The organism is Pseudomonas sp. GW456-L13, from assembly GCF_017350115.1.
In the GTDB taxonomy this organism is placed as follows: domain Bacteria; phylum Pseudomonadota; class Gammaproteobacteria; order Pseudomonadales; family Pseudomonadaceae; genus Aquipseudomonas; species Aquipseudomonas jessenii.
Genome location: NZ_JACNAS010000002.1, coordinates 1,939,009 through 1,965,167, shown reverse-complemented (window position 1 = coordinate 1,965,167; position 26,159 = coordinate 1,939,009). Strand labels below are relative to the sequence as shown.

The following is a 26,159-nucleotide window of genomic DNA, read 5'->3' as shown; positions in this document are numbered from 1 at the left end:
CTCCACATTCCCCCCATGGCCCCACCACATACCGAATCCAGACTCTCCCCATCCAAAACAGGGAGAGTCCCATGAACCGTAGCCTGACCCTAAAACTCGGGGCAATTGCCCTGTTGATTCTGTTGTTGCTGATTCCACTGCTGATGATCAACGGCGTGATCCAGGAGCGCCAGCAACTGCGCGACGGTGTGCTCGAAGACATTGCCCGCAGCTCCAGTTACAGCCAGCAATTGAGCGGCCCGCTGATGGTGGTGCCGTATCGTAAAGTCGTGCGCACCTGGAAGACCCACGAAAAAACCAACGAGCGTTATCAGGAGATCGGTGAAGAGCGCGGTCGTTTGTATTTTCTGCCGGAGCGCTTCGAACTCGACGCAGACGTTCAGACCGAACTGCGTTCCCGAGGTATTTACCAGGCACGGTTGTTCCATGCAGACAACCGCATCAGCGGCCACTTTTCCCTGCCGGTTCAACTGGGCATCAAGGAAGATTTCGCCGATTACCGGTTCGACCAGCCGTTCCTCGCTGTTGGCATCAGCGACATTCGTGGTATCGAAAACGCTTTGAAGCTTGAACTCAACGGCCAGAACCTGGACTTCATTCCGGGCAGCCAAGTGAGCTGGCTGGGTGAAGGCGTCCACGTGACCCTGCCGGCGTTGGAGACAAAGCAGGCCACGGAGTTGGCCTTCGGTTTTGACCTGAAGCTGCAAGGCACCGGCCAGTTACAAATCCTGCCGGTGGGCAAGACCAGCAAAGTTTCGCTGAGTGCCAACTGGCCGCATCCAAGCTTCATCGGCAACTACCTGCCTGCCCAGCGCGAGATCACTGATCAAGGTTTTACCGCCCATTGGCAGACCTCGTTTTTCTCCACCAACCTGCAAGAAACGCTGAACAGCTGCGTGTCCCGCGGTGGCTGTGAGGCGTTGTTCGGTCGCAGCTTCGGCGTGAGCTTCATCGAACCCGTGGACCAGTACCTGAAAAGCGACCGGGCGATCAAATATGCGCTGCTGTTCATCGTCCTGACCTTTGCCGGTTTCTTCCTGTTCGAAGTGCTGAAAAGCCTAGCGGTGCACCCGGTGCAATATGCGTTGGTAGGTGTGGCGCTGGCGTTCTTCTACCTGTTGTTGCTGTCGTTGTCCGAGCACATCGGCTTTGCTCTGGCGTACCTGTTGTCCGCCAGCGGTTGTGTGTTGTTGATCGGGTTCTACGTTTGCCACGTGTTGCGCAGCGTGCGCCACGGCTTGAGTTTTTCTGTGGGATTGGCGGCGTTGTATGGGCTGCTCTACGGGCTGTTGAGTGCAGAGGATTACGCGCTGTTGATGGGCTCGCTGCTGCTGTTCGGTTTGCTGGGCGTGTTTATGGTGCTGACGCGCAAGCTGGATTGGTATGGGGTTGGGCAGAAAACGGGGAAACCGCTGAACTTCGATATTGGAGCGGTGCAATGAGCCGGTCGGTGGGGTTGCGGGAAGATCAGCGGGAGGGGAGGGTGTTGGCGACGCTGATTGCCGAGTTGTTTGCGTTAGATCCGTTGTGGTGCCATCGCGAGCAGGCTCGCTCCCACATGGGACCGCAGTCAAAGGTGGGAGCGAGCCTGCTCGCGAAGAGGTCAGTACAGCCGGCGAAGTTCTAAACCTTCGGCATCGTTGCAATCATCGAAGGCCGCTGGCTCACCTCGAAATACCACGCCGCAAGTTGCGGATTCGCTGTGCGCCAGTCCAGATCCGGATGGCGCAGGTCCAGGTAACCCAGTGCACAGGCTACGCTGATCGCCGCCACGTCGAAGTGGCAGGTCAATTCGGCAATCGCGTCCTTTTCCAGCAAGGCCAGGGCGCGACGAATCTTGTCGCGCTGGCCGTCGAGCCATTCGTCCCAGTGTTTCTCCGGGGCGCGCAGGGCGACTTCGTAGCGCACCAGCACGGCCGCGTCCATGATCCCGTCGGCCAGCGAAGCGAGGGTCAGGCGTCGCCAGCGGGCCGAACCTTCGCGGGGGATCAGCGGGTTACCGACGTGCTGGTGGTCGAGGTAGTCGAGGATGACCCGGCTGTCATGGATGATGTTGCCATCGGCCAGGCGCAGGGCCGGGATTTTGCTCAGGGGGTTGTCATCGATCAGGGTCAGGTCCGGGTTGACCGGGGTCAGAACGCTGGTCTGTAACGCCACGCGGTTCTGTTGTCCGGTTTCGTGCAGCAGCACCATGACTTTGCGAACGAAGGGGGAAAGCGGGTTGTGGTACAGGGTCATGCTCGGGGCGGACATGGCAGCGTCTCGGTCGGTGGCAGTGTCGGGCAGCATAGCGCGTTGGTCTGATTGCTCAAGCATCATGGCTTGGCCCCTTGTGGGAGCGAGCTTGCTCGCGATGGTCGTCAACGATGACGTTGGAAGACTGACACCCCGGGGAGTTCTCGGGTGCATCGCGAGCAAGCTCGCTCCTACAGGGGGGATGTCCCTTCAGGGGCGTTGCAGGAGGCCCCGCAGGGCAACAGCGGCGGGGATGCCCAAGCCTAGCCAGCTCAGCGAATCCCACACACCATCCCCGAGCAACGCGGCAAACAACCCTGCCGCGCTGAACAAGGCGATGACGATTGGAGTGCTAAACACTTTCCAGAAGTTCGACTGCCGGGGCTTCATGCCACGCTCTCAGCTTTTTCCAGCACAGGCCTGGCAGCCTTGCGCCGCACCACCCACAGGTAGACCCCGCTGCCGAGCACGATGATGGTCAGCACATCGAGGGTCGCCCAGAGTATCTGCATCGGCATGCCGCCGTAGTCACCAAAGTGCAGCGGTTGTGACATGCCCATGACGTCCATGTACCACGGGCGTTCGACCACTGCGGTGACTTGCAGGGTGCTGGCATCGATCAGAACCGGCGTCAGCAGGTGCGAGGTCAGGTGCGTGCTGCCCTTCATGAACACTGCGTAATGATGCTCACTGGAAAAGCGTGTGCCGGGGAAGGCGATGAAGTCCGGCTGCATGCCCGGTGCGACTTCTTTGGCGATGTCGAGCAAACGGTTGGCCGGCGCCAGTTGAGTCAGCGGGGGTGCATCGCGATACGGCGCGATCATCGCGGCCAGTGTGTCGTTGCGCCATGCGGCAATCAGTAGGTCTGCGCAGGCACTGACGACGCCGGTTACGCCGACCACCAGCGCCCAGGTCAACGTCACGACGCCGATCAGGTTATGCAGGTCGAGCCAGCGCAGGCGAGTGGATTTGTCCTGGCGCACGGTGGCGAATTTCAAGCGGCGCATGAACGGCAAGTACAGCACCGTGCCGGAAACGATCGCTGCCACGAACGCAATTCCCATGAACGCCAGCAGCAACTTGCCCGGCAAGCCGGCGAACATGTCCACGTGCAGGCGCAACATGACCATCATGAAGCCGCCGTTGGCCGATGGCGTTTCCAGCGCTTCGCCAGTACGGGCGTCGAGCATGAAGGTGTGGGACGAGTTCGGCTCGGTGCCTGCGGTCGCGGCCATGATGGTCAGCACTGCGTTGGGCTCATCGTCCTCGAAGCCGAAGTACTGCATGACTTCACCGGGACGATGTTTCTCGGCCGCGTCCACCAACTGCTGCAAATTCAGGTGCGGGGTGTCCGCCGACATTACCTTCACTTCAGGCGCATCGCCCAGCAAGTGGTCGATCTCGTGGTGAAAGATCAACGGCAGGCCGGTCAGTGCCAGCATCAGCAGAAACGCGGTGCAGATCAGGCTGGACCAGGTGTGGACGAAGGACCAGCGGCGAATTGTTTTACTTTTCATTTCATAGCCTTCAGAAAAACCAAAGCCGCCCACGAAGGACGGCCTGGTCATTGGGCGTGTCAGCTCAAAGCGTTACCACTTGTAGGTTGCACTGGCGACGACACTGCGCTGGTCGCCGTAGTAGCAGTAGTAGCTGTCGCAAGTCGAGATGTAGTCCTTGTCGAGCAGGTTGGTTGCGTTGACGGCCAGCGAAGCGCCTTTGAGGCTGTTGTCCAGGCGACCGAGGTCGTAGTGAACCACGGCGTCGAACACTGTGTAGGCGTCGGCCTTACCCAGCCAGGTGTTGGCCTGGTCGCCATAGGTATTGCCGGTGTAGCGCGCGCCGGCGCCGATGCCGAAGCCATCCAGCACGCCGTTGTGCCAGGTGTAGTCGCCCCACACCGACGCTTGCTGGTTAGGCATCAGTTGCAGGCGATTGCCCTTGTAGATGCCCTCTTGCACTTCGGATTTGGCCAGGGTGTAGGCAGCGGTGACCTTGAGGTTTTCGGTCACGTCGGAAACGGCTTCCAGCTCCAGGCCTTTGACTTTCACTTCGCCGGTCTGGCTGGTGACTGTCACGTTGCCCACGTTGTTGGTGACGGAAACGTTTTTCTGGGTCAGGTCATACACAGCCGCGGTCAGCAGGGTGTTGCTGCCCGGTGGCTGGTACTTGATCCCCAGTTCCCATTGTTTGCCTTCGGTCGGCTTGAACGACTCGGTCGGCGAGGCGACGGCATTGCTGGTCGGTTGGAACGATTCGGCGTAGGACAGGTAAGGCACGAAGCCCGAGTCGAACACGTAGCTGATCGCCGCGTTGCCGCTGAAGTTCTTGTCGCGTTCGGTGTTGGTGGCATCGCCCTTGTTGAAGAACGTGGTACCGGTGTGGACCCAGTCTTCACGACCGCCGAGGGTCAGGCGCCATTGGCCGAGGGCCATCTGGTCCTGGATGTACAGGCCGGTCTGCTGGGTCTTCTGTTCGTAGTCATAGAAGGCTGTGGAGCGTGCCGGACGCTCGATCGGCAAGCCATAGACCGGGTCGTTGACGTTAATGCCCGGCGCGGTGCCGAAGATCGAGAGGTAGTTGGTGGTGTTGCGCTGATGGTCCAGACCGATCAGCAAGGTGTGACTGACGTCGCCGGTGACGAAGTCGCCCTGGAAGTTGTTGTCCACGGCGAATTGGGCGATGTCTTCGTCGACATTGGTGGTGCCACGGCCGGTATTGCCTTGATCGTCGACGACAGACCCGTAAGAGGGGCCGTAGCTATTGACGGTCACGGCCTGGAACGACAGCTCCGACTTGGTGTAGCGCAGGTTCTGGCGGAACTGCCAGACATCGTTCATGCGGTGTTCGAAGGCATAACCCAGTGCGTAGTAGGTGCGGTCGTAGAAGTCGTAGTTCGGGTCACCCAGGTTCTTGTGGTGGGAGATATCGCCGAACGGCATGTCGATCTTGGTGCCCTGGATCGGATAGAACTGACTGGTGATACCGGTATCGTCACGGGTGAACTGCGTGAGCAGGGTGAATTTGGTGTCTTCGTCGATGTTCCAGGTCAGGCTGGGGGCAATGTTGTAGCGCTTGTCATCGATGTGGTCGATGGGCGTGCCGCCGTCGCGCAGCACGCCGCTGAGGCTGTAAAGGAACTGGCCTTCGTCATCGATCTTGCCGGTGCTGGCGAAGTTGATCTGGCGATGATTGTCGCTGCCGTATTGCAGCTGGATCTCGCTGCTGGCTTCAGCGCTTGGGCGACGGCTGACCATGTCCAGCAGGCCGCCCGGCGGGGTCTGGCCGTACACGGAGGAGGCCGGGCCGCGCAGCAGCGCCAGGCGGTCGAGGTTCCAGGTTTCCTGTTTCGGGTTGGAGTACACACCTTTTGGCAGTGGCAGGCCGTCGAGGAATTGAGTCGGCTCGAAACCGCGCACGCGCAACCAGTCGGCGCGGGTGTCGCTGCCGAAGCTGCTGGAGGTGATGCCCGGCAAGTAGCGCACGGCATCGTCGAGGGTGTGCGCGTTGCGGTCGTCCATCTGCTCGCGAGTGACGACCGAAATCGAACGCGGTGCCTCGACCAGCGCGGTGTCGGTCTTGGTGCCGGCGGCGGTGCGCTTGGCCAGGTAGCCCTGTGCCGGGCCCCAGGCGCTTTCAGTGTCTTGCACACCAATCACGCTGGTTACCGGCAGGTCCATCACACCCTCGGGCACGGCCACCAGGCTATAGGTGCCCGCACTGCTCTGTTCCAGTTGCAGCCCGGTGCCACGCAGGGCTTCGCGCAGGGCGCCGGCTGCGTCGAACTGGCCTTTGACCGGCGCCGAGGTCTTGCCCGCCGCCAGGGATGGATTCAACGACAGGGCCAGACCGGCCTGGCTGGCAATCTGGTTCAGGGTGTTGACCAGTGGAGCGGTCGGCAGGTTGTAGGCGCGGACACTGGACGCCTGTTCAGCGGCGACCAGTTGGCTGCTGGCCAAAGGGGTGCAAAGGGCAATGGCAACCGCCAGCAAACTGCGGCGTAACAGGGAGTCTAGCGAACGAGGCATACAGCGGCTCCTGAATGGAAACATTTCTCAATTGCCTGTGTGCCGTACGAAAATCAAAAAGTGATAGGGCTGGATGAAAATAATTTCGATTCAGTTATTCAATAAACATCGAGGAGCTTCAGGCATGCGCATTTTGTGGCGAGGGGGCTTGCCCCCGTTCGGCTGCGTAGCAGTCGTGACGTCAGCGAACACAGTCAGTCAGAAAAATGCAGGGGGCCGCTTCGCGACCCAACGGGGGCAAGCCCCCTCGCCACAGGGTTCTGTGTGCGGATTCAGGGCTTGGTATCGGCCTTGGCCACGACCTTCACCCACCACTGCGTGTGCTGTTCGATCTGCACCGGCAGGGTCGGCAGCAGGGCGTTGAGTGCCAGGTCGGTGTCGCGCAGCGGGAAACTGCCGGTGATGCGCAGGTCGGCCACTTCCGGCGCGACCCCGACGTAACCGTTTCGATAGCGGCCGATTTCATGCACCAGGTCTTCCAGCCGTGTGTTGTCCACCACCAGCATGCCGCGAGTCCAGGCATCCGCACCTAGGTTGACGGCCAGAACCGGGCCCAGGCCGTTGTTGCGGATCAGTACCTGCTGGCCTTCGCGCAGAATCTTTTCGTCAGGGTTGGACTCAGGGTGAACCGCCACCGCCGACTGCAATACGCTCAAGCGCGTTCCGTCCTCCTCGCGCTTGACCAGAAACCGCGTACCCAGCGCACGCATGCTGCCTTCGCGGGTTTCGACGATGAACGGCCGGGGATCGCCATGGCCGGTTTCAACCAGGATTTCGCCTTCCTGAAGCACGATGCGCCGCTGCTTTTCATCGAAACGCACATCCAGCGCGCTGTGGGTATTGAGATTGATCAGCGTGCCGTCAGCCAGACGCAGGGTGCGCTGCTCGCCAACGGCGGTGCGCTGGTCGGCCAGCCAATAGTCGATCGGCAGGTAACGATCCCCGGCGAACAGGGCCAGGCCGATCACGGCAACGATACTGGCGACACCGTTGCCAAGCTTGCGCACTCGCCGACGAATGCCTTCGCGTGATTGCAGCAAGGCAGTGCGGGCCGGGCCGCTGGCCACGCTGAAACGCTGGTCGAGCATGCCCAACTGGCGCCAGGCGCGGGCATGTTCTTCATGGGCCGCGTGCCACTTGGCGAACTCTTCGCGCTCTACCGGGTTGGCGGAGTCCATGGACAGCTGCCAGGCAATCGCCGCGTCCAGCACGCTGGCCGATACCGGTTTGGAACTGACCGGGTTCATGTCGGCTCACCATACAGCGCGATATAGCACTGGCGAATGCCTTGGGCCAGGTACTGGCGCACCCGCGGCACCGACACACCGAGGCGCTCGGCGATTTCCGCGTGACCGAGGCCGTCGAGGCGGTTATAGAGGAATGCCGCCCGGGCCTTGCTGGAAAGCGTGCCGAGCAAGCGGTCGATGTTTTTCAGGTCTTCGAGGATCATTTGCTGTTCTTCCGCCGACGGTTGTTCGGCTTCGGGAATCAGCATCAACTCGGTGAGGTAGGCCTGTTCCAGCGCGGCGCGACGGAAATAATCGAACAGCAGGCCCTTGGCGATCGCCACCAGGAATGCCCGCGGCTCGCGCGGTGCCTTCAGTTCCTCACGGCCCAGCAAACGCACGAAAGTGTCCTGGCTCAGGTCTTCGGCCCGCTGCGGGCAGGCGACGTTGCGTCGAAGCCAGGCCAATAGCCAACCGCGATGGTCGCGATATAACGCACCGACGAGCTCACTTTGAGGGCTTGGGACTGACGACACGCCGCATCACCGATTGGGAAATATTAACTAACGAGAATTGTTCGCGATTGTGGCAGAGGCGAGGGAGGTAAGCAATTGGCGTTGGTCGGGTGGGGATTTGGCGAAGGCCCCTGTAGGAGCGAGCTTGCTCGCGATGAACTTGAAGGCGACGCATTTTTCCAGACAGCACGCGTCACCGTTCACGACCATCGCGAGCAAGCTCGCTCCTACAGGAGGGGCCTGAAGGTCAGAAGGAAGGCGCCTGCTGCCGGCGCTTCCACTGACTCAAGCGCTGTTGCAAATTCAACGGGCTATGAATCTGCTGCTGCCGCGCACGGCTGAACAGGATCAGTGCCAGTTCGGCGGTGGCCAGGGCGTCGGCGCTGGCGTGATGGCGCTCGAAGACTTCGAGCTTGAACCAGTCGATCCAATCGTCCAGCCCGGCCTCGCGAATGTGCGCCTGGGGGCATAGCAGTGGCGCAATATCTGCCACATCCAGAAAGGCATGCTGCAACTTGTAACCCAGATGATCCTTCAGGGCGCGCGCCAACATGTGCTGGTCGAACGGCGCATGGAAGGCCAGCACCGGGCTGTCGCCGACAAACTCCATGAGTTCGAGCAGCGCCTCGGCCGGATCGCTGCCGGCAGCAATTGCACTGGGGCCCAAGCCGTGAATCAGCACACTGGGGCCGAGTTTGAGTTCGCCGCATTGCAAGGTTCGCTCGAACTGTCGACTGAATTCGATCGCGCCATCCTCGATCACCACCGCGCCGATGGACAGTACCCGGTCCTTGTTCATATTCAGCCCGGTAGTTTCCAGGTCGAGCACTACCCAGCGCTGCTCGCGCAGGCTGCATTCACTCAATCCGGTGACCGTCGGCAGGCGTTGAAGACGTTGTTGCAGGTCTGCGGACAAGCTCGGGCCGGCCGGGCGCAGCCATGAAAACAGGCTCATATCTGATACCGCAAGGTCAGGCTGCTTTGCAGGCGCTGTGCCTGGCGCAGGGACTCACGCAGGATGCGCCGGTCCAGATGATTGAGGCTGTCGGGATCTACCCGATTTGAGTAAGGAAAATTCTCTCGGGTCTGTAGTTGATGTTGCTGCATGCGTGTTTGCTGGATGAAGTGATAGGCCTCTTCGTACGCGGCGCCGTCCAGGGGATCGATGACCTCCTTGTCGACCAACTGGCGAAAACGCTCCAGCGTGTTGTTTGTTTCGATACCGTGGGCCAGGGCCAGCAACCTGGCGCCGTCGACAAAGGGTGTCAGACCCTGAGTCTTCAGGTCCAGGGTGGCCTTCTCGCCATTTTTTCGCGCCAGTACGAACTCGCGGAAACGCCCTACGGGCGGGCGATTGCGCAACGCATTCTCTGCCATCATGCGCTGGAACAAGCGGTTGTCGCCGACCTGGTCGAGAATGCTCCGGCGCAATTGCTCACAACCTTGCTCGCTGCCCCAGACCACGCGCAAATCGAAATAGATGCTCGAACCCAGCAGGTTCTCCGGGGTTGCCTCGCGGATAAACGCCGCAAAGCGCCGCGCCCATTCGGCCCGGGACAGGCACAGCTCAGGATTGCCAGCCATGATATTGCCCTTGCACAAGGTGAAGCCGCACAGCGCCAGGCTCTGGTTGATCTGCTGGGCAATGGGCAGCAGCTTGCCGCGAATCTCGGCGGCATGCGCCGCATCCCTGGCTTCGAACAGAATGCCGTTGTCCTGATCGGTGTGCAGGGTCTGCTCGCGACGGCCTTCGCTGCCGAAACACAGCCAGCTGAACGGCACGCCGGGGTCGCCTTTTTCGGCGAGGGTCAGTTCGATCACTCGGCACACGGTGTGGTCGTTGAGCAAGGTGATGATGTGGGTGATCTGCGTCGAAGACGCGCCGTGGGCCAGCATGCGCTCGACCAGTTGACCGATTTCGCCCCGCAGCGCCATCAGGTTTTCCACTTTCTGGGCATTGCGGATAGTGCGCGCCAGATGCACCAGGTCGACCCGTTGCAGGGAAAACAGATCACGCTCGGAAACCACGCCGCACAAGCGCTGGTCCTTGACCAGGCAGACATGGGCGATGTGCCGCTCGGTCATGGCAATCGCCGCGTCGAATGCACTCTGATCCGGCGACAGGAAGAACGGCGCCCGGGTCATGTACCCTTCGATGGCTTCGTTGAAATCACTGCTGCCGTTAGCCACGGTCTGGCGCAGGTCGCGCAGGGTGAAAATCCCCAGTGGCGCCTTGAGTTCATCGACCACCACGATGCTGCCGACCTGTTGTTCGTGCATCAACGTCACGGCTTCGCGCAATGGCGTCTGCGGGGCGCATGTCACCGGGTGGCGCATGGCCAATTCGCCCAGTCGGGTATTGAGCGAATATTGGGTGCCCAGGGTTTCCACGGCTTTTTGCTGCACTTGCTGGTTGACCTGATCCAGCAGGCTGCTGACGCAGCGCAGGGCGAAGTTGCGGAAGGTGTCCGATAGCGAAAACAGGCGGATGAATGCCGGCTTGTTCAGTTGCAGGCAGAAGGTGTCTTCGCCCGCCAGGTGCTCGGTGCGGGTCGCCCGTTCACCCAGCAACGCCGCGAGAGGGAAACATTCGCCAGTGGTGATCTCGAAGACCGTTTCGGTGCTACCGTTTACCGTATGCGGACGCTCGCCCACGACCCGGCCTTGCTTGACGATATAGAAGTGCTCGACCGGGCCGTCAGCGGGCTTGATGATGCTCTCGCCGGGGGCGTAAAAACGCATCTGACATTGCTCGACCAGATACGCCAGGTGAGCGTGTTCCATCTGATTGAAAGGCGGGAAGCGCTGGAGGAATTGCAACGTGCCCTGGATGTTCTGCAACACCGCGGTTTTCCCTGCCTGTGTGAAGGCGTCCGCTTTACTCATAACCATTACCGCAGTCTTTTTTGAATTGTTGTTGTCGGATGACCCAGACATGGTCGACCCCTGTGGCCGGAGTGCCCATTGGACGTAAGTCTAGGTAGGCGATTGGTATGCTGAAATGTCGGAAGAATCCTACGCAACTGTGCGAAAAACCTCTCTGTCCCCCTATTGGAAAAATATCCGACGAAGCGCACATTTAAGGCCTGCTTAGCGATGTCTCGTCACTGTGCTAGGGAAATGAATTGAACATGTAGAGAAAGCCATGTCCGACCACGATATTTTGAGCGACGCCGAGCGCGAAGCCTTGAGCGCCGTCATGCTGGAACCTGACCTGCCGCCACAACGGGTGCTGATCGTCGATGACGATAAAGACGCCAGGGAACTGCTGTCAGAGATCCTGGCGCTTGACGGTATTCACTGCATGACGGCGGCCAGTGGCGAAGCAGCACTCAAGATGCTGGAGGAGAAACCTTCGATCGGACTGGTGATTACCGACCTGCGCATGGGCCTCATCGACGGCCTGGACCTGATCCGACAGGTGCGCGAGTCGGTACGGGCGGCGTTGCCGATCATCATCGTCTCGGGTGATGCCGACGTGAAAGATGCGATCGCCGCGATGCATTTGAATGTGGTGGACTTTCTGCTCAAGCCGATTGATGCCGGCAAGCTGCTGGAACTGGTCAAGCATGAACTTGGGGTGGAGCCTTAGTTCCAGCCAGTAAACCCTGCGCTATTCGACTGGGGGATCGCGGACAGCCCAAAAAGAAAAAGCCCTGATCTTTCGATCAGGGCTTTTTCATGTCCGGCGCAGACGCTCAGTTACAGGCCATTGGCAGCCTTGAACTCGCGACGACGACGGTGCAGGACCGGCTCGGTGTAGCCGTTCGGCTGCTTCGTGCCTTCGACCACCAGTTCGACCGCCGCCTGGAAGGCGATGTTGCTGTCGAAGTTCGGGGCCAGCGGACGGTAAAGCGCGTCGCCGGCGTTCTGACGGTCAACCACCGGCGCCATGCGCTTGAGGCTTTCCATCACTTGCTCTTCGGTGACGATGCCGTGACGCAGCCAGTTGGCGATGTGCTGGCTGGAAATACGCAGCGTTGCACGGTCTTCCATCAGGCCGACGTCGTTGATATCCGGCACTTTCGAACAGCCGACACCCTGGTCGATCCAGCGCACCACGTAACCGAGAATGCCCTGGCTGTTGTTGTCCAGTTCGTTCTTGATCTGTTCGGCGGTCCACTGCGGGTTCACCGCCAGCGGGATGGTCAGGATGTCGTCTACCGAAGCATGGGCACGTTTGGCCAGTTCGGCCTGACGGGCGAACACGTCAACCTTGTGGTAATGCAGCGCGTGCAGGGCAGCAGCGGTCGGCGAGGGTACCCAGGCGGTGTTGGCACCGGCCATCGGGTGAGCGATTTTCTGTTCGAGCATCGCCGCCATCAGGTCCGGCATGGCCCACATGCCTTTACCGATCTGTGCGCGACCTTGCAGGCCGGTGCTCAGACCGATATCGACGTTGGAGTTCTCGTAGGCGCCGATCCATTTTTCCGCCTTCATGTCCGCCTTGCGCACCATCGGGCCGGCTTCCATGGAGGTGTGGATTTCATCGCCCGTGCGGTCGAGGAAACCGGTGTTGATGAACACCACACGCTCGCTCGCCGCCTTGATGCAGGCCTTGAGGTTGATCGTGGTACGACGCTCCTCGTCCATGATCCCGACTTTGAGGGTGTTGCGCGGCAGGCCCAGCACGTCTTCGATGCGACCGAACAGCTCGTTGGTGAACGCCGCTTCTTCAGGGCCGTGCATCTTCGGCTTCACGATGTAGATCGAACCGGTGCGGGTGTTTTTGCGCGAGGTGTTGCCGTTCAGGTTGTGCATCGATGCCAGGCAAGTCACCAGGCCATCGAGAATGCCTTCAGGCACTTCGTTACCGTCTTTGTCGAGGATCGCATCGATGGTCATCAGGTGACCGACGTTACGCACGAACAGCAACGAACGACCGTGCAGGCTCAGTTCACTGCCATCGATGGCGGTGTAGGTGCGGTCGGCGTTCATGGTGCGGGTAAAGGTCTGACCGCCCTTGGCGACTTCTTCCGACAGATCGCCCTTCATCAGGCCGAGCCAGTTGCGGTAGATCACCACTTTGTCATCGGCATCGACTGCGGCAACCGAGTCTTCGCAGTCCATGATGGTGGTCAGCGCGGCTTCCATCAGGATGTCTTTGACGCCGGCCGCGTCGGTCTGGCCGACCGGGGTGCTGGCGTCGACCTGGATTTCGAAATGCAGGCCGTTGTTTTTCAGCAGGATCGCGGTCGGTGCAGCGGCATCGCCCTGGAAGCCGATCAGTTGCGCATCGTTGCGCAGGCCGGTGTTGCTGCCGCCTTTGAGGGCGACCACCAGTTTGCCGTCGACGATCTTGTAGCCGGTGGAGTCGACGTGGGAGCCGGCTGCCAGTGGCGCCGCTTCATCGAGGAAGGCGCGGGCGAAGGCGATGACCTTGTCGCCGCGAATCTTGTTGTAGCCTTTGCCTTTTTCCGCGCCGTCAGCTTCGCTGATGGCATCGGTGCCGTAGAGCGCGTCGTACAGCGAACCCCAGCGGGCGTTCGAAGCATTGAGAGCGAAGCGGGCGTTCATCACCGGCACCACGAGTTGTGGACCGGCCATGCGGGCGATTTCTTCATCGACGTTTTGCGTCGTTGCCTGGAAATCGGCCGCTTCTGGCAGCAGATAACCGATGTCTTGCAGGAAAGTTTTGTAGGCCACGGCGTCGTGCGCCTGACCTGCACGTTCCTGGTGCCAGGCATCGATACGAGCCTGGAAATCATCGCGTTTGGCGAGTAGGGCTTTGTTCTTCGGTGCCAGGTCATGGATGACCTTGTCGGCACCGGCCCAGAACTTATCGGCGGTGAGGCCGGTACCGGGAATGGCTTCGTTGTTCACGAAGTCGAACAGGACTTTGGCGACCTGCAGGCCACCGACTTGAACGTGTTCAGTCATTGCTTGCCTCACTCTGCTCAGCTATTTCGCTTTTCAGCTCTTCAATTTAACAATGAAGCCTCTGGCCATTTAAACCACAAACCCCTCTACCAGTACATGCCCATGACAGGCGGCTGGGTTGGGACCAATCAACGGCTTGGGGCCTTGCTGACAGGGCTTTCAGGGTTGCGAACGTGCCTGCGGCAGACATCGATCCAACGTTATGTAGTGCGCGCTGCGGCATACTACATGATGAATTGCGGTTGTGAAAATTAGACTAATTACGTCGTTCTGCGACCCCATGACGCATTGCGGTCACGTCGGGGAGCGTGATGTTCTCAAAAAACTATTGGATTGTTCCAGTTAAATATCAAAAGTTGTACACATTATCTTTGGTGCTCTGCTATGGGGTGCCTGTTTTTGTGGCGGGCTTGCCCCCGTTGAGTGGCGAAGCCGCTCCCGTGCATGTACCACGAAAAATTACATCCGCTCATTTTGCGACTGCTGCGCAGCCGAACGGGGGCAAGCCCCCTCGCCACAATGTTCCCCTTGCCTATACTTGGTTCTCTATAACAAAAGTCATGACTGGAGGGCTGCGCCATGGATCACCTCGTACTCACAGTTTTCGCTCCGGACAAGCCCGGGCAAGTCGAGCGCATTGCCCAATGCATTGCCGAGCACGGCGGCAACTGGCTGGAAAGCCGCATGTCGCGCATGGCGGGACAATTCGCCGGGATTCTGCGGGTGGGCGTGCCGGCCGAGGCCTACGATGAATTGGTCGCGGCCCTGCAGGGCCTGTCCGCCCAAGGCATTCGCGTGTTGGTCGCCGAAAGCAGCATCGAACAATCCTGCACCTGGAAGCCGATCGCCATGGAACTGGTGGGAAATGATCGTCCGGGGATCGTGCGTGACATCACACGCTTGTTGAGTGAGCAGGGGGTGAGTCTGGAACGGCTGGTCACCGAAGTGCGCCCGGCCCCGATGAGCAGCGAGCCGTTGTTCCATGCCGAAGCGATTCTTGCCGTCCCGCTGACGCTGTCGCTGGACGTGCTGCAATCGCGCCTGGAAACCCTGGCGGACGATCTGATGGTCGAGTTGGTGCTACGCAGTGATCCCTGATCAGGTTATCCAAGTTAAACGTGCACCGGCCTGTGGATAACCTGTAGAGACACCCCGCCAGGCCACGCCGACCGGGGTTCTTCATGATCTGATCAAAAAACCAGCAGTTTCAGCCACTTGCGCACAATCGGCGGGGATCACGCTGTGGATAACCTTGGGAAGGAATGATGCAGGCCACGGGAGACGTGGCCTGTAGGCTTTTGTGCGTTTTTTGATCAGCTGCGGCGGCGCAAACTTATCCACGCATCGACGCTGTAAACCGCCAGACCGGCCCAGATAAACATGAACGCTACCAAGGTGCTGGACGACAGGTGCTCGCCAAACAGCAGAACGGCTTGCAGCAGAACCAGGGTTGGCGCCAGGTACTGAAGAAACCCCAGTGTCGTGTAGGGCAAATGCCGTGCAGCAGCGTTGAAGCAGACCAGCGGCACCAGCGTGATCGGGCCGGCGGCGACCAACCACCAGGCCTGGGACGTGGTCCAGAATTCGGCCTGGGCGCTGCTGGCCGTCGGATTGAGCAGCAACCAGCCAAGGGCAATCGGCACCAGCATCCAGGTTTCCACCACCAGCCCCGGCAGCGCCTTGACCGGTGCCTGCTTGCGAATCAGGCCATAGAAACCGAAGGTCAGGGCCAGCACCAACGACACCCACGGCAGACTGCCGACTTGCCAGACCTGCTGCGCCACACCCACCGCAGCCAGGCCGACGGCAATCCATTGCATGCGCCGCAGCCGTTCGCCGAGGATCAGCATTCCCAGCAACACGTTCACCAAGGGGTTGATGTAGTAACCGAGACTTGCCTCCAGCATGCGGCCGTTGTTCACCGACCAGACGTAGGTCAGCCAGTTGGCCGCGATCAGCGCGCCGCTCAGGGCCAGGATCGCCAGTCGCTTGGGGTTCTCCCGCAGCTCGCGCCACCAGCCGGGATGCTTCCAGACCATCAGCAACAAGGCGCCGAACAGCGCCGACCACAGCACCCGGTGGATGATGATTTCCACTGCGGGCACGCTGGCGATGGCTTTGAAGTAGAGGGGGAAAAGCCCCCAGATGATATAGGCACTCAGGCCCAGAATGTACCCGCGACGCGGGTTGGCGGCTTGCATGCAGAATCCTTGCTTAGGCAGCTAACAAAGAGGGGATTGTAAGGAGATTTGTCTGCGAATGTCCTGACTGAATAGGTAGGACATTTGTGAACATCGGTATCTGTAGGAGCGAGCCTGCTCGCGATGGACGTCAACGATAACGCGTGCTGTCTGAATAAACGCGTTGCCCTTGCGTTCTTCGCGAGCAGGCTCGCTCCTACAGGGGGGGCAGGGTGGGTTAGAAGAGTTTCAGCGGTTCTTCATTGAGCGCCGCCAACTGCTCGCGCAACGCCAGCACCTGATCCCCCCAATAACGCTCGGTGCCGAACCACGGAAAACTGCGGGGGAAGGCAGGATCGTCCCAGCGGCGGGCGAGCCAGGCGCTGTAATGCAGCAGGCGCAGGGCGCGCAACGGTTCGATCAAGGCCAGTTCACGGGGATCGAAGTCGTGGAATTCGTTGTAGCCGTCCATCAGTTCCGACAACTGGCTCAGGCAATCCTGACGATCGCCGGCGAGCATCATCCAGATGTCCTGCACTGCCGGGCCCATGCGGCAGTCGTCGAGGTCGACGATATGGAACATCTCGTCACGGCACATCATGTTGCCGGGGTGGCAGTCACCGTGCATGCGGATGTTCTGGTGAGGCGTGTTGCTGTAGGCATCTTCCACACGCTTGAGCAGATCGCGGGCCACTGACTCGTAGGCCGGCAGCAGGCTGCGGGGGATGAAGTTGCCGTCGAGCAATGTGGCCAGCGAGTCATGGCCGAAGTTTTTTACCGCCAGCGCTTCACGGTGCTCGAACGGCCGGGTCGAGCCGACCGCATGCAGGCGCCCGAGCAACTGGCCCAGGCGATAGAGTTGGTCGAGGTTGCCCGGCTCCGGTGCTCGACCGCCACGGCGGGGGAACAGGGTGAAACGGAAACCGTTGTGTTCGTGCAGGGTTTCACCGTTGTGGATCAACGGCGCCACGACCGGCACCTCGCAGTCGGCGAGTTCGGCGGTGAACTGGTGCTCTTCCAGAATCGCTTCGTTGCTCCAGCGTTGCGGCCGGTAGAACTTGGCGATCAGCGGCTCGGCGTCTTCGATACCGACCTGATAGACACGGTTCTCGTAGCTGTTGAGCGCCAGGATGCGCGCGTCGCTGAGAAAGCCGATGCTTTCGACGGCATCGAGCACGAGGTCTGGTGTGAGGGTTTCAAACGGGTGGGCCATGCTGACTCCTGCGCGCAGCAGGCTGCTGCGTCCGGCCAGGCATGGTAGCGCAGACGGCGCGGTTTTAGTGGATGTGTGCTGTCTGGGCTGCCGCCATCGCGAGCAAGCTCGCTCCCACAGGTCATGCGCCAGATTTGAAATCGCGCCAATCCTGTGGGAGCGGGCTTGCCCGCGAAGAGGCCGGATCAGGCGCCGACGATCCCGCCATCTTCCCGCGAAATCGCCATCACCGAAGACCGCGGCTTGCCGTTGGGCAGGTGCTCGGGGAAGGTAGAACCGCCGTTTTCACCCGGATGCTGAATCCCGACAAACAGGGTTTTCTGGTCCGGCGAGAAGCTGATCCCCGTCACTTCACAACCTACCGGGCCAACCATGAAGCGACGAATCTCACCGGTTACCGGATCGGCACAGAGCATCTGGTTGTTGCCCATGCCGGCAAAGTCTCCGGCGTTGCTCGAATCGCCGTCGGTGAGAATCCACAAGCGTCCGGCCTTGTCGAAGCCCAGACCGTCCGGGCTGTTGAACATGTTCTGCGGCGTGATGTTCGACGATCCGCCTTTTGGTGTGCCGGCGTGAACCCCCGGATTACCGGCGACGACGAACAGGTCCCAGGCAAAGGTTTTCGAGCCGTGATCGTCACGCTCGGTGTGCCAGCGCAGGATCTGGCCGTAGACGTTCTTCTCACGCGGGTTCGGCCCGCCCGCCGGTTGCCCGTCTTCGCCGCGTTTGGCGTTGTTGGTCAGCGTGCAGTAGACCTGGCCATCCATGGGGCTGACCACGATCCATTCCGGGCGGTCCATGCGCGTGGCTTTCACCACACTGGCGGCGAGACGCGCGTGAATCAAAACTTCGGCCTGATCGGCAAAACCGCTGCTGGCGTCGATGCCGTTTTTGCCGTGGGTCAGTTCGATCCATTCACCCTGGCCTTTCGGGTGATCGACGTTGCCGTCGCCGGCATCGAACCGCGCCACGTACAGGGTGCCGTGGTCGAGAATGTCACGGTTGGCCTTGGGGTTCTTGTGGTCGATCTTGTCGCGGCTGACGAATTTGTAGATGAACTCACCGCGTTCATCGTCGCCCATGTACACCACGGCATGACCGTCGCCGGTTTCGGCCAGTGCGGCGTTTTCGTGCTTGAAGCGGCCCAGGGCCGTGCGTTTGACCGGCGTCGATTTCGGATCGAACGGATCGATCTCCACCACCCAGCCGTGACGGTTGAGCTCGTTGGGGTTCTTCGCCATGTCGAAGCGCTCGTCGTGCTGGTGCCAGTTGATTTCTTTGCTGGTGGCCACCACGCCGTAGCGTTTTTGCGCCGGGTCGAACTTCTGCTCGGCGTTGCTGCTGCCGAAGCAGTCGGTGAAGTTCTCTTCACAGGTCAGATAGGTGCCCCACGGCGTCTTGCCGTTGGCGCAGTTCTGGAAGGTGCCCAGGACGTTCTTGCCGTGCGGATCGGCACTGGTTTTGAGCAGGGCATGTCCGGCGGCCGGGCCGCTCAGGGTGATCGGTGCGTTGCCGTGAATGCGGCGGTTGTAGCGTGAGCCCTGGACGAATTGCCATTGGCCGTTCTTGCGCTGCACTTCAATCACCGACACACCTTCGCAGGCCAGCGCCTTGCGCACTTCTTGCGCCGATTGCGGCATGCCGCCATGGGCGTAGAGGTAGCGGTAGTTGGTGTATTCGTTGTTGATCGCCATCAGCGCCCGGTCTTTTTCGCCCGGAAACTCGAACAGGCTCATGCCGTCGTTGTTGTCGCCGAACTGGACTTCCTGATGTTCGGCGCTGCCGTTGCCGCTCGGGTCGAACGCCGGACCGTCCTTGTGCAGGGGCTGGCCCCAGCTGATCAGCACCGAGGACTTGTAGCCCGGCGGCAGGGTGATGGTGTCGCTGGTGGCGGCGGCAATGCTGTCGAAACCCAGCAACTGGCTGTTGCCGGCGCTGACACTGGCGGCCATCACGCTGCGGCTCAGCAGGTTGCCGCCAAGGAACATCGCCGCGCCGCACAGGGCACCTGCGCTGATGAAGCCGCGACGGCTGAGGCCGACCATGGTTTCGAGGTCGGTGGACTGGTTTTCTTCTAATAGGCTCATTTCAGGCTCCCTGCGGATTTTGCAGACACCTTAATGATGAGTCATGAACCTTTTGTTGCAGTTCTGCTTACAGCGGTGTGCCCAGCAGAACCCTGGACGGCGAAAACTCCACGCGCACCGGTTTGCCGCACGTCAGCCCCGACGCTCGCAGATGACTCGGTTCGGCCAAGGCGCATAGAGTCAGGCCGTTGGGCAGGGTGATGCGCACTTCGCTGGGACCGTCGTCGGCGTCGAGAATTTTTTCGATGATGCCGCTGAGGCAATTGTTTTCAGGCGTTTCGACAGAGTCGATTTGCAGCACGTCGAGCCAGCCAGCCTTGATCAATGCCACGACTTCAGTGCCGATTTGCAGTTCCAGGCGCTCGGTGCTGTCGTGGGTAATTTGCGCGGCGACGATCACGCCTTCGGCGACTTCGAGGCGAATCAGGTCGTTGCGTCCCTGAGGTTCGATCGTAATCACCTTGCCGTGCAACTGATTGCGCGCGCTGGTGCGCAGCATCAGGCGCCCGAGCAGATCCAGATCGCTCGCGTCTTCAGTTGCCTCCAGCACTTGGGCCTGCAAGGCTTGCAGCTTCTGATACAGGCGCAACACCCGCTCACCTTCGTTGGACAGGCGCGCACCGCCGCCGCCCTTGCCGCCGACAATCCGCTCCACCAGCGGCTTCTGCGCCAGGTTGTTCAGCTCATCGATCGCATCCCAGGCAGCCTTGTAGCTCAAGCCCGCGCTTTTGGCCGCGCGGGTGATCGAGCCTTGTTCGGCGATGTGCTGCAGCAGGGCGATGCGCTGCGGACGGCGGACAATGTGCTGGGACAGCAAGGTTGGCAAAGACATGACAAGTCGCTTTGGGTGGTGACGATGGTGAGGACGTTGGTCGCTTGGGCCGCGCGAGTCAAGTCAGGGTGTCTCGCCGGGTTTGGGCGTGCGGGCCAGGCAATAGACGTCGACCCTCGCCGCCCCGGCGTCCATCAACAGGCGAGCCAGGGCCTGGGCCGTGGCACCGGTGGTCAGTACGTCGTCGACCAGAGCCAGGTGTCGGCCTTTGACGACCGCGCCGGGTGCCAGGGCGAAAGCATTGCGCAGGTTCCTTAGGCGGGCTTCGGCGTTCAATGCCTGTTGGGCGTCGGTGTCTTGAGTGCGCAGCAGCAACCGTTCGTCGCAAGGGATATCGAGACTTGCACTCAACCAGTGAGCCAGCATCGCCGCCTGATTGAACCCGCGCTGGCGCAGGCGCCGATTGGCCAGCGGCACCGGGATCAGCGCCTGGGGTCGCAGCAGATCGTCTTCGAAGCGATGTTGCAGGTATTGAGCGAGAAGTTCGGCGAGCAGGCGGCCAAACGGCCACTTGGCGTTGTGTTTGAAGCGGGTGATCAAGCTGTCTACCGGAAAGCTGTAGGTCCAGGGCGCAATCACTTGTTCGAAGGCCGGTGGCTGCTTCAGGCAATGGCCGCAGGTCAGTCCTGCGGCCGGGAGCGGCAGGGCGCAGGTCAGACAGTGATCACCGAGCCAGGGCAACTCGATTTCGCAGGCCGTGCAGACAGGAGGGATGCCGTCGGCCGTTTCATCGCACAAAAGGCATGGTTGTTTGTTTTTTAACCAGATGTAAACCGGTCCTTCGTATCGTGGTTGACAGCGCATCGCTCTTCCTTAAATATGCCGAAACATCTGTGAAGCGGCTGTGAAACTCCATTACCCAGCCGACTGCCAAAGCATAATTCAAAGGAAACGCCCATGAGCGCCAGCACCACTGCCACCCTGCGTCATGACTGGACTTTGGCCGAAGTCAAAGCACTCTTCGTTCAGCCATTCAATGACCTGTTGTTCCAGGCGCAGACGGTGCACCGTGCGCATTTCGACGCCAACCGCGTCCAGGTGTCGACCCTGCTGTCGATCAAGACCGGCGCCTGCCCGGAAGATTGCAAATATTGTCCGCAGTCCGGTCACTACAACACCGGCCTGGAAAAAGAGAAACTGATGGAGGTGCAGAAGGTCCTCGAAGAGGCCGCTCGCGCCAAGGCCATCGGTTCGACCCGCTTCTGCATGGGCGCGGCGTGGAAGCATCCGTCGGCCAAGGACATGCCGTACGTGTTGAAAATGGTCGAAGGCGTGAAAGCCATGGGCCTGGAAACCTGCATGACCCTCGGTCGCCTGGATCAGGAGCAGACCGAAGCGCTGGCCAAGGCCGGCCTCGACTACTACAACCACAACCTCGATACCTCGCCGGAGTTTTACGGCAGCATCATCACCACCCGCACCTACAGCGAACGCCTGCAAACTCTGGCGTACGTGCGTGATTCGGGGATGAAGATCTGCTCAGGCGGCATTCTGGGCATGGGCGAGTCGCTGGACGACCGCGCCAACCTGCTGATCCAGTTGGCCAACCTGCCTGAGCATCCGGAGTCGGTGCCGATCAACATGCTGGTGAAAGTCGCCGGTACGCCGCTGGAAAATGCCGACGACGTCGATCCGTTCGACTTCATCCGCATGCTCGCCGTCGCGCGCATCCTGATGCCGCAATCCCACGTGCGCCTGTCCGCCGGCCGCGAAGCCATGAACGAGCAGATGCAGGCCCTGGCGTTCTTCGCCGGTGCCAACTCGATTTTCTACGGCGAAAAACTGCTGACCACCGCCAACCCGCAGGCCGACAAGGACATGCAACTGTTCTCGCGCCTGGGCATCCTGCCGGAAGCCCGCGAAGAGCACGCCGACGAGGTGCATCAGGCAGCTATCGAGCAGGCGCTGGTGGAGCAGAAGAGCAGCGAGCAGTTTTACAACGCGGCTGTTTGAGTCTTCCACCGACTTCTCTGGCTGGAATGCAAAACACTGTGGGAGCGAGCTTGCTCGCGATTGCGTCAGGTCCGTCGACATCAATGTTGAATGTGACGCCGCCATCGCGAGCAAGCTCGCTCCCACAGGGATCGCATTCATTTTGATTTCTGTGATCTGAACTTCGAGGCCTGCATGTCTTTCGATCTCGCCGCACGCCTTGCCGCCCGTCGTGCCGAAAACCTCTACCGCCAGCGCCCGCTGCTTGAAAGCCCGCAGGGGCCGCAAGTGGTGGTCGATGGCCAGCCGTTGCTGGCGTTCTGTAACAACGACTACCTGGGCCTGGCCAATCATCCGCAAGTGATCGAAGCCTGGCGTGCCGGCGCTTCGAAGTGGGGTGTGGGCGGAGGGGCATCGCATCTGGTCATCGGCCATAGTTCCCCGCACCATGCCCTGGAAGAAGCGTTGGCCGACCTGACCGGTCGCCCGCGGGCGTTGCTGTTCACCACCGGCTACATGGCCAACCTCGGTGCGGTCACGGCATTGGTGGGGAAGGGTGATACGGTGCTCGAAGACCGGCTCAATCATGCGTCGCTGCTCGACGCGGGGCTGTTGTCCGGCGCGCGGTTCAATCGTTATCTGCACAACGACCCGGCGAGCCTGGCCAAGCGCCTGGAAAAAGCCACCGGCAATACACTGGTGGTCACCGACGGCGTGTTCAGCATGGACGGTGATCTTGCCGACTTGCCGGCGCTGGCCCGAGAAGCCAAGGCCAAAGGCGCCTGGTTGATGGTCGACGATGCCCATGGTTTTGGACCGCTGGGTGCCAACGGTGGCGGCATCGTCGAACACTTTGGCTTGAGCCAGGATGACGTTCCGGTGCTGGTCGGCACCCTCGGCAAGGCGTTCGGTACGGCGGGTGCCTTTGTGGCTGGCAGCGAAGAGCTGATCGAAAGCCTGATCCAGTTTGCCCGCCCCTACATCTACACCACCAGCCAGCCCCCCGCGCTGGCCTGCGCCACGTTGAAAAGCCTGGAACTGCTGCGCAGCGAACACTGGCGCCGCGAGCATTTGCAGACGCTGATCCGCCAGTTCCGCAAAGGTGCCGAGCAGATTGGCCTGGAACTCATGGACAGCTTCACGCCGATCCAGCCGATCATGATCGGTGACGCGGGGCGAGCGGTGCGCCTTTCGCAAATGCTGCGTGAACGCGGGTTGATGGTGACCGCGATTCGCCCGCCGACCGTACCCGCCGGCAGTGCCCGGCTGCGGGTCACGTTGACGGCGGCCCACAGTGAGGCTCAGGTACAGCTATTGTTAAACGGACTGGCCGATTGTTTTCAACAACTGAAGCCGGAGCCAAGCCATGCGTGATCGTCTGATTCTGCTGCCCGGCTGGGGCCTTGGCGTTTCACCGCTGGAGCCTCTGGCGGCGGCCTTGCGTGGCCTGGATGAGCACCTGCGCGTCGAGATCGAGCCGTTGCCGGAGCTGGCGTCGAGCGATCTTGAAGAGTGGCTCGATGAGCTTGATTCGACCTTGCCGCAAGACGTGTGGCTGGGCGGTTGGTCATTGGGCGGCATGCTCGCCTGCGAATTGGCGGCCCGGCGTGGCGATCGCTGCTGTGGTGTGTTCACCCTGGCCAGCAACGTTTCTTTTGTCGCTCATGATCAATGGACAAGCGCCATGTCCGGGGAAACCTTCGATGCGTTTCTGGCGGGATGTGAAGCCGATCCGCGCGCGACCTTGAAACGCTTTTCACTGCTTTGTGCCCAAGGCGCCGAAGACCCACGCGGATTGTCGCGGTTGTTGCTCGGCGGCGCCCCGAACACCGCTGCGCCGGTGTTGCTGAGTGGTCTGCAAGTGCTCGCGCAACTGGATACACGACAGGCGCTGCATTCGTTCCGCGGTCCGCAATTGCATCTGTTCGCCGGCCTCGACGGGCTGGTGCCGGTGGAAGCGGCGGGCGAGTTGTTGGCATTGCTGCCGGATGTCGAAATCGGTCTGATTGAACAGGCCAGCCACGTGTTTCTCCTGGAGGATCCCCACGGTGTGGCGGGGGCGATCCAGGCCTTTTTGCATGAGTCCGGCGATGACTGATTTATCCCTTCCCAACCTGCCCGGCGCCTTGCCCGACAAGCGCCAGGTAGCAGCCTCATTCTCCCGTGCGGCAGCAAGCTACGACAGCGTGGCCGAGTTGCAGCGTGATGTGGGCAGCCAATTGCTCGGGCGCTTGCCGCAGGACTTCGTACCGCAGCGCTGGCTGGACCTGGGCTGTGGCACCGGGCATTTCAGTCGTGCCCTGGGTGAGCGATTTCCGGGCAGCCACGGGGTGGCGCTGGACATTGCCGAGGGCATGCTCAACCACGCCCGGCCATTGGGGGGTGCCACATACTTCGTGGCCGGCGATGCCGAGCGACTGCCACTGCAGGATTCGTCTTGCGACCTGATCTTCTCCAGCCTGGCGGTGCAGTGGTGCGCGGACTTCGACTCGGTGCTCAGTGAAGCCTTTCGAGTACTGAAACCGGGCGGTATTTTCGCGTTTGCTAGTCTGTGTGTAGGGACGTTGTTTGAATTGCGCGACAGCTGGCGCGAAGTCGACGGTATGGTGCACGTCAACCGCTTCCGGGAGTTTGGTGTTTATCAACAACTGTGTGCGGCCAGCGGCTTGAGGGCGGTCAGTCTGCAAAACCTTGCGCACGTGCTGTATTACCCGGATGTGCGCAGCCTGACCCATGAACTCAAGGCGTTGGGTGCGCACAATCTCAATCCCGGGCGGCCGGGTGGCTTGACCGGCCGGGCGCGGATTTTGGGTTTGATCGAGGCTTACGAACAGTTTCGTCAGGCCCAGGGACTGCCGGCGACTTATCAAGTGGTGTACGCCGTTTTGGAGAAACCCTTATGAGCGCAGCCTATTTCATCGCCGGCACGGATACCGATGTCGGTAAAACCACGGTCGCTGCGGGGCTCCTGCATGCGGCGCGTTCGGCGGGTTTGAGCACGGCGGCGGGCAAGCCGGTCGCGTCCGGTTGCGATGTGACACCTAAAGGCCTGCGCAACGCCGATGCGCTGGCCTTGCTGGCGCAGTGTTCGCTGCCGCTGACCTACGCACAGGTCAATCCGATGGCCTTCGAACCGGCCATTGCCCCGCATCTGGCGGCGCGAGAGGCGGGCGTGGCGCTGACGGTGCAGTCGTTGCTGGCGCCGATGCGGCAGATTCTGGGCATGCAGGCGGACTTTACCCTGATCGAAGGCGCTGGTGGCTGGCGCGTACCCCTGGCGGATCAGGACAACCTGTCGGACCTGGCCATCGCATTGAAGCTGCCGGTGATCCTGGTGGTCGGTGTACGCCTGGGGTGTATCAGCCATGCCCTGTTGACCGCCGAAGCGATTGCCCGGGACGGTTTGCAACTGGCGGGGTGGGTGGCCAACATCATCGAACCGAAGACCTCGCGGCTGGAAGAAAACCTGGCTACCCTGGCCGAGCGCCTCCCGGCACCGTGCCTGGGGCGTGTGCCTAAACTCAAGGCCGTTACGGCCGAGGCAGTGGCCGAGCACTTGCAACTGGACCTGTTGGACTGAGGCGAGTGGCTTGCGGGCTTTGCCTATGACAAGGCACTGTGCCATTAGTGTTTTTGTCGAGTGTTTTGCCGGCCACTCTGCTTCAATGGCCACTGTTGATCCTTTGAAAGGACGAGTTCTCCCATGGAAATCTCAGGAAGCCCCGCTTTTTATGCCGGTCTGAGCACCCTTCAGGCAGGGCAGAACCGTGTCGATCAAGCCGCCGGGCAGATCGCCAACACGACGATCGAGCGCTCGGTCACCAGCCAGTCCTCCGAGGCGCAGGTCGATCGTCTGCGATCGGTTGATCGCAGCCGGCAATCGGACCTGGCCAGCAATGTGGTCGAAATGGCCCAAGGCAAATTTCAGGTCGAACTGGGCGCCAAAGTCGCCAAGGCATCCGACGAAGTGCTCGGAACGCTGATCGATACTTTCGCCTGATCCTCATTGAATCCGTCTCTCCAACGCCGCGACT

General features: G+C 60.9%; 23 protein-coding genes. 9 read left to right on the top strand and 14 right to left on the bottom strand.

Annotated elements, in window-relative coordinates:
• Positions 1 to 71: 71 nt before the first annotated feature.
• A complete protein-coding gene (gene creD / locus J4D25_RS23140) occupies positions 72 to 1,442 on the top strand; it encodes a cell envelope integrity protein CreD (protein WP_057713010.1) in 1,371 nt (456 codons plus the stop codon).
• Positions 1,443 to 1,623: 181 nt separating this feature from the next.
• Here the strand turns inward: creD and J4D25_RS23135 are convergent, their stop codons facing one another.
• The 8 genes from J4D25_RS23135 to J4D25_RS23100 form a co-directional block, all read right to left on the bottom strand.
• Positions 1,624 to 2,253, bottom strand: coding sequence for a glutathione S-transferase family protein (locus J4D25_RS23135; protein WP_057716548.1), 630 nt, complete (start codon positions 2,251 to 2,253; stop codon positions 1,624 to 1,626).
• A 192-nt stretch (positions 2,254 to 2,445) separates the two neighbouring features.
• Positions 2,446 to 2,625: a hypothetical protein gene (locus J4D25_RS23130; protein ID WP_057713012.1), complete on the bottom strand. Its 180-nt coding sequence runs from the start codon at positions 2,623 to 2,625 to the stop codon at positions 2,446 to 2,448.
• Positions 2,622 to 3,752, bottom strand: a complete 1,131-nt coding sequence (locus J4D25_RS23125; RefSeq protein WP_057716549.1) for a PepSY domain-containing protein — start codon at positions 3,750 to 3,752, stop codon at positions 2,622 to 2,624. The genes J4D25_RS23130 and J4D25_RS23125 overlap by 4 nt, the downstream gene beginning before the upstream one ends.
• A 72-nt stretch (positions 3,753 to 3,824) precedes the next feature.
• Entirely contained in the window at positions 3,825 to 6,260 is a 2,436-nt protein-coding gene (locus J4D25_RS23120) for a TonB-dependent siderophore receptor (RefSeq protein ID WP_057713013.1), read from the bottom strand.
• A gap of 272 nt (positions 6,261 to 6,532) precedes the next feature.
• Positions 6,533 to 7,507, bottom strand: coding sequence for a FecR domain-containing protein (locus J4D25_RS23115; protein ID WP_057713014.1), 975 nt, complete (start codon positions 7,505 to 7,507; stop codon positions 6,533 to 6,535).
• Entirely contained in the window at positions 7,504 to 8,022 is a 519-nt protein-coding gene (locus J4D25_RS23110) for an RNA polymerase sigma factor (protein WP_057713015.1), read from the bottom strand. Before J4D25_RS23110 ends, J4D25_RS23115 begins: the two co-directional genes overlap by 4 nt.
• 226 nt (positions 8,023 to 8,248) lie before the next feature.
• Positions 8,249 to 8,956, bottom strand: a complete 708-nt coding sequence (locus J4D25_RS23105) for a PolC-type DNA polymerase III (protein WP_057713016.1) — start codon at positions 8,954 to 8,956, stop codon at positions 8,249 to 8,251.
• The gene (locus J4D25_RS23100; protein WP_057713017.1) at positions 8,953 to 10,893 is read right to left on the bottom strand and encodes a putative nucleotidyltransferase substrate binding domain-containing protein; all 1,941 of its coding nucleotides are present in this window, start codon (positions 10,891 to 10,893) and stop codon (positions 8,953 to 8,955) included. The genes J4D25_RS23105 and J4D25_RS23100 overlap by 4 nt, the downstream gene beginning before the upstream one ends.
• 253 nt (positions 10,894 to 11,146) lie before the next feature.
• On the opposite strand from J4D25_RS23100, the gene J4D25_RS23095 reads away from it, so the two are divergent.
• Entirely contained in the window at positions 11,147 to 11,593 is a 447-nt protein-coding gene (locus tag J4D25_RS23095) for a response regulator (protein WP_057713018.1), read from the top strand.
• A gap of 110 nt (positions 11,594 to 11,703) precedes the next feature.
• Here the strand turns inward: J4D25_RS23095 and J4D25_RS23090 are convergent, their stop codons facing one another.
• Complete coding sequence (locus J4D25_RS23090) at positions 11,704 to 13,881, bottom strand: malate synthase G (RefSeq protein WP_057713019.1); 2,178 nt, start codon at positions 13,879 to 13,881, stop codon at positions 11,704 to 11,706.
• Between the two features lie 579 nt (positions 13,882 to 14,460).
• Here J4D25_RS23090 and J4D25_RS23085 point away from each other — a divergent pair.
• Positions 14,461 to 14,979: a glycine cleavage system protein R gene (locus J4D25_RS23085; protein WP_057713020.1), complete on the top strand. Its 519-nt coding sequence runs from the start codon at positions 14,461 to 14,463 to the stop codon at positions 14,977 to 14,979.
• Positions 14,980 to 15,194: 215 nt separating this feature from the next.
• On the opposite strand, the gene rarD is transcribed toward J4D25_RS23085, so the two are convergent.
• The 5 genes from rarD to J4D25_RS23060 all read right to left on the bottom strand — a co-directional run bounded on the left by rarD (position 15,195) and on the right by J4D25_RS23060 (position 20,997).
• Positions 15,195 to 16,082 (bottom strand): EamA family transporter RarD, encoded by an 888-nt coding sequence (rarD, locus tag J4D25_RS23080; protein WP_057713021.1) that lies wholly within the window; start codon positions 16,080 to 16,082, stop codon positions 15,195 to 15,197.
• A gap of 217 nt (positions 16,083 to 16,299) precedes the next feature.
• Positions 16,300 to 17,274 carry a serine/threonine protein kinase gene (locus J4D25_RS23075; RefSeq protein ID WP_057713022.1) on the bottom strand — a complete coding sequence of 325 codons (975 nt, stop codon included), beginning with the start codon at positions 17,272 to 17,274 and terminating at the stop codon, positions 16,300 to 16,302.
• A 185-nt stretch (positions 17,275 to 17,459) separates the two neighbouring features.
• Positions 17,460 to 19,361 carry a PhoX family phosphatase gene (locus J4D25_RS23070; protein WP_057713023.1) on the bottom strand — a complete coding sequence of 634 codons (1,902 nt, stop codon included), beginning with the start codon at positions 19,359 to 19,361 and terminating at the stop codon, positions 17,460 to 17,462.
• Between the two features lie 67 nt (positions 19,362 to 19,428).
• Entirely contained in the window at positions 19,429 to 20,193 is a 765-nt protein-coding gene (locus tag J4D25_RS23065) for a TOBE domain-containing protein (protein ID WP_057713024.1), read from the bottom strand.
• Positions 20,194 to 20,256: 63 nt separating this feature from the next.
• Positions 20,257 to 20,997 carry a ComF family protein gene (locus J4D25_RS23060; RefSeq protein ID WP_057713025.1) on the bottom strand — a complete coding sequence of 247 codons (741 nt, stop codon included), beginning with the start codon at positions 20,995 to 20,997 and terminating at the stop codon, positions 20,257 to 20,259.
• Between the two features lie 93 nt (positions 20,998 to 21,090).
• On the opposite strand from J4D25_RS23060, the gene bioB reads away from it, so the two are divergent.
• The 6 genes from bioB (at position 21,091) to J4D25_RS23030 (ending at position 26,125) form a co-directional block, all read left to right on the top strand.
• Positions 21,091 to 22,146, top strand: coding sequence for a biotin synthase BioB (bioB, locus tag J4D25_RS23055; protein ID WP_057713026.1), 1,056 nt, complete (start codon positions 21,091 to 21,093; stop codon positions 22,144 to 22,146).
• A gap of 174 nt (positions 22,147 to 22,320) precedes the next feature.
• Positions 22,321 to 23,499: an 8-amino-7-oxononanoate synthase gene (gene bioF, locus J4D25_RS23050; protein ID WP_057713027.1), complete on the top strand. Its 1,179-nt coding sequence runs from the start codon at positions 22,321 to 22,323 to the stop codon at positions 23,497 to 23,499.
• Complete coding sequence (locus J4D25_RS23045) at positions 23,492 to 24,223, top strand: alpha/beta fold hydrolase (RefSeq protein WP_057713028.1); 732 nt, start codon at positions 23,492 to 23,494, stop codon at positions 24,221 to 24,223. Before bioF ends, J4D25_RS23045 begins: the two co-directional genes overlap by 8 nt.
• Entirely contained in the window at positions 24,216 to 25,028 is an 813-nt protein-coding gene (bioC, locus tag J4D25_RS23040; RefSeq protein WP_057713029.1) for a malonyl-ACP O-methyltransferase BioC, read from the top strand. The genes J4D25_RS23045 and bioC overlap by 8 nt, the downstream gene beginning before the upstream one ends.
• A complete protein-coding gene (gene bioD, locus J4D25_RS23035; protein ID WP_057713030.1) occupies positions 25,025 to 25,705 on the top strand; it encodes a dethiobiotin synthase in 681 nt (226 codons plus the stop codon). The genes bioC and bioD overlap by 4 nt, the downstream gene beginning before the upstream one ends.
• Positions 25,706 to 25,828: 123 nt before the next feature.
• Entirely contained in the window at positions 25,829 to 26,125 is a 297-nt protein-coding gene (locus J4D25_RS23030) for a hypothetical protein (protein WP_057713031.1), read from the top strand.
• Positions 26,126 to 26,159: the final 34 nt, after the last annotated feature.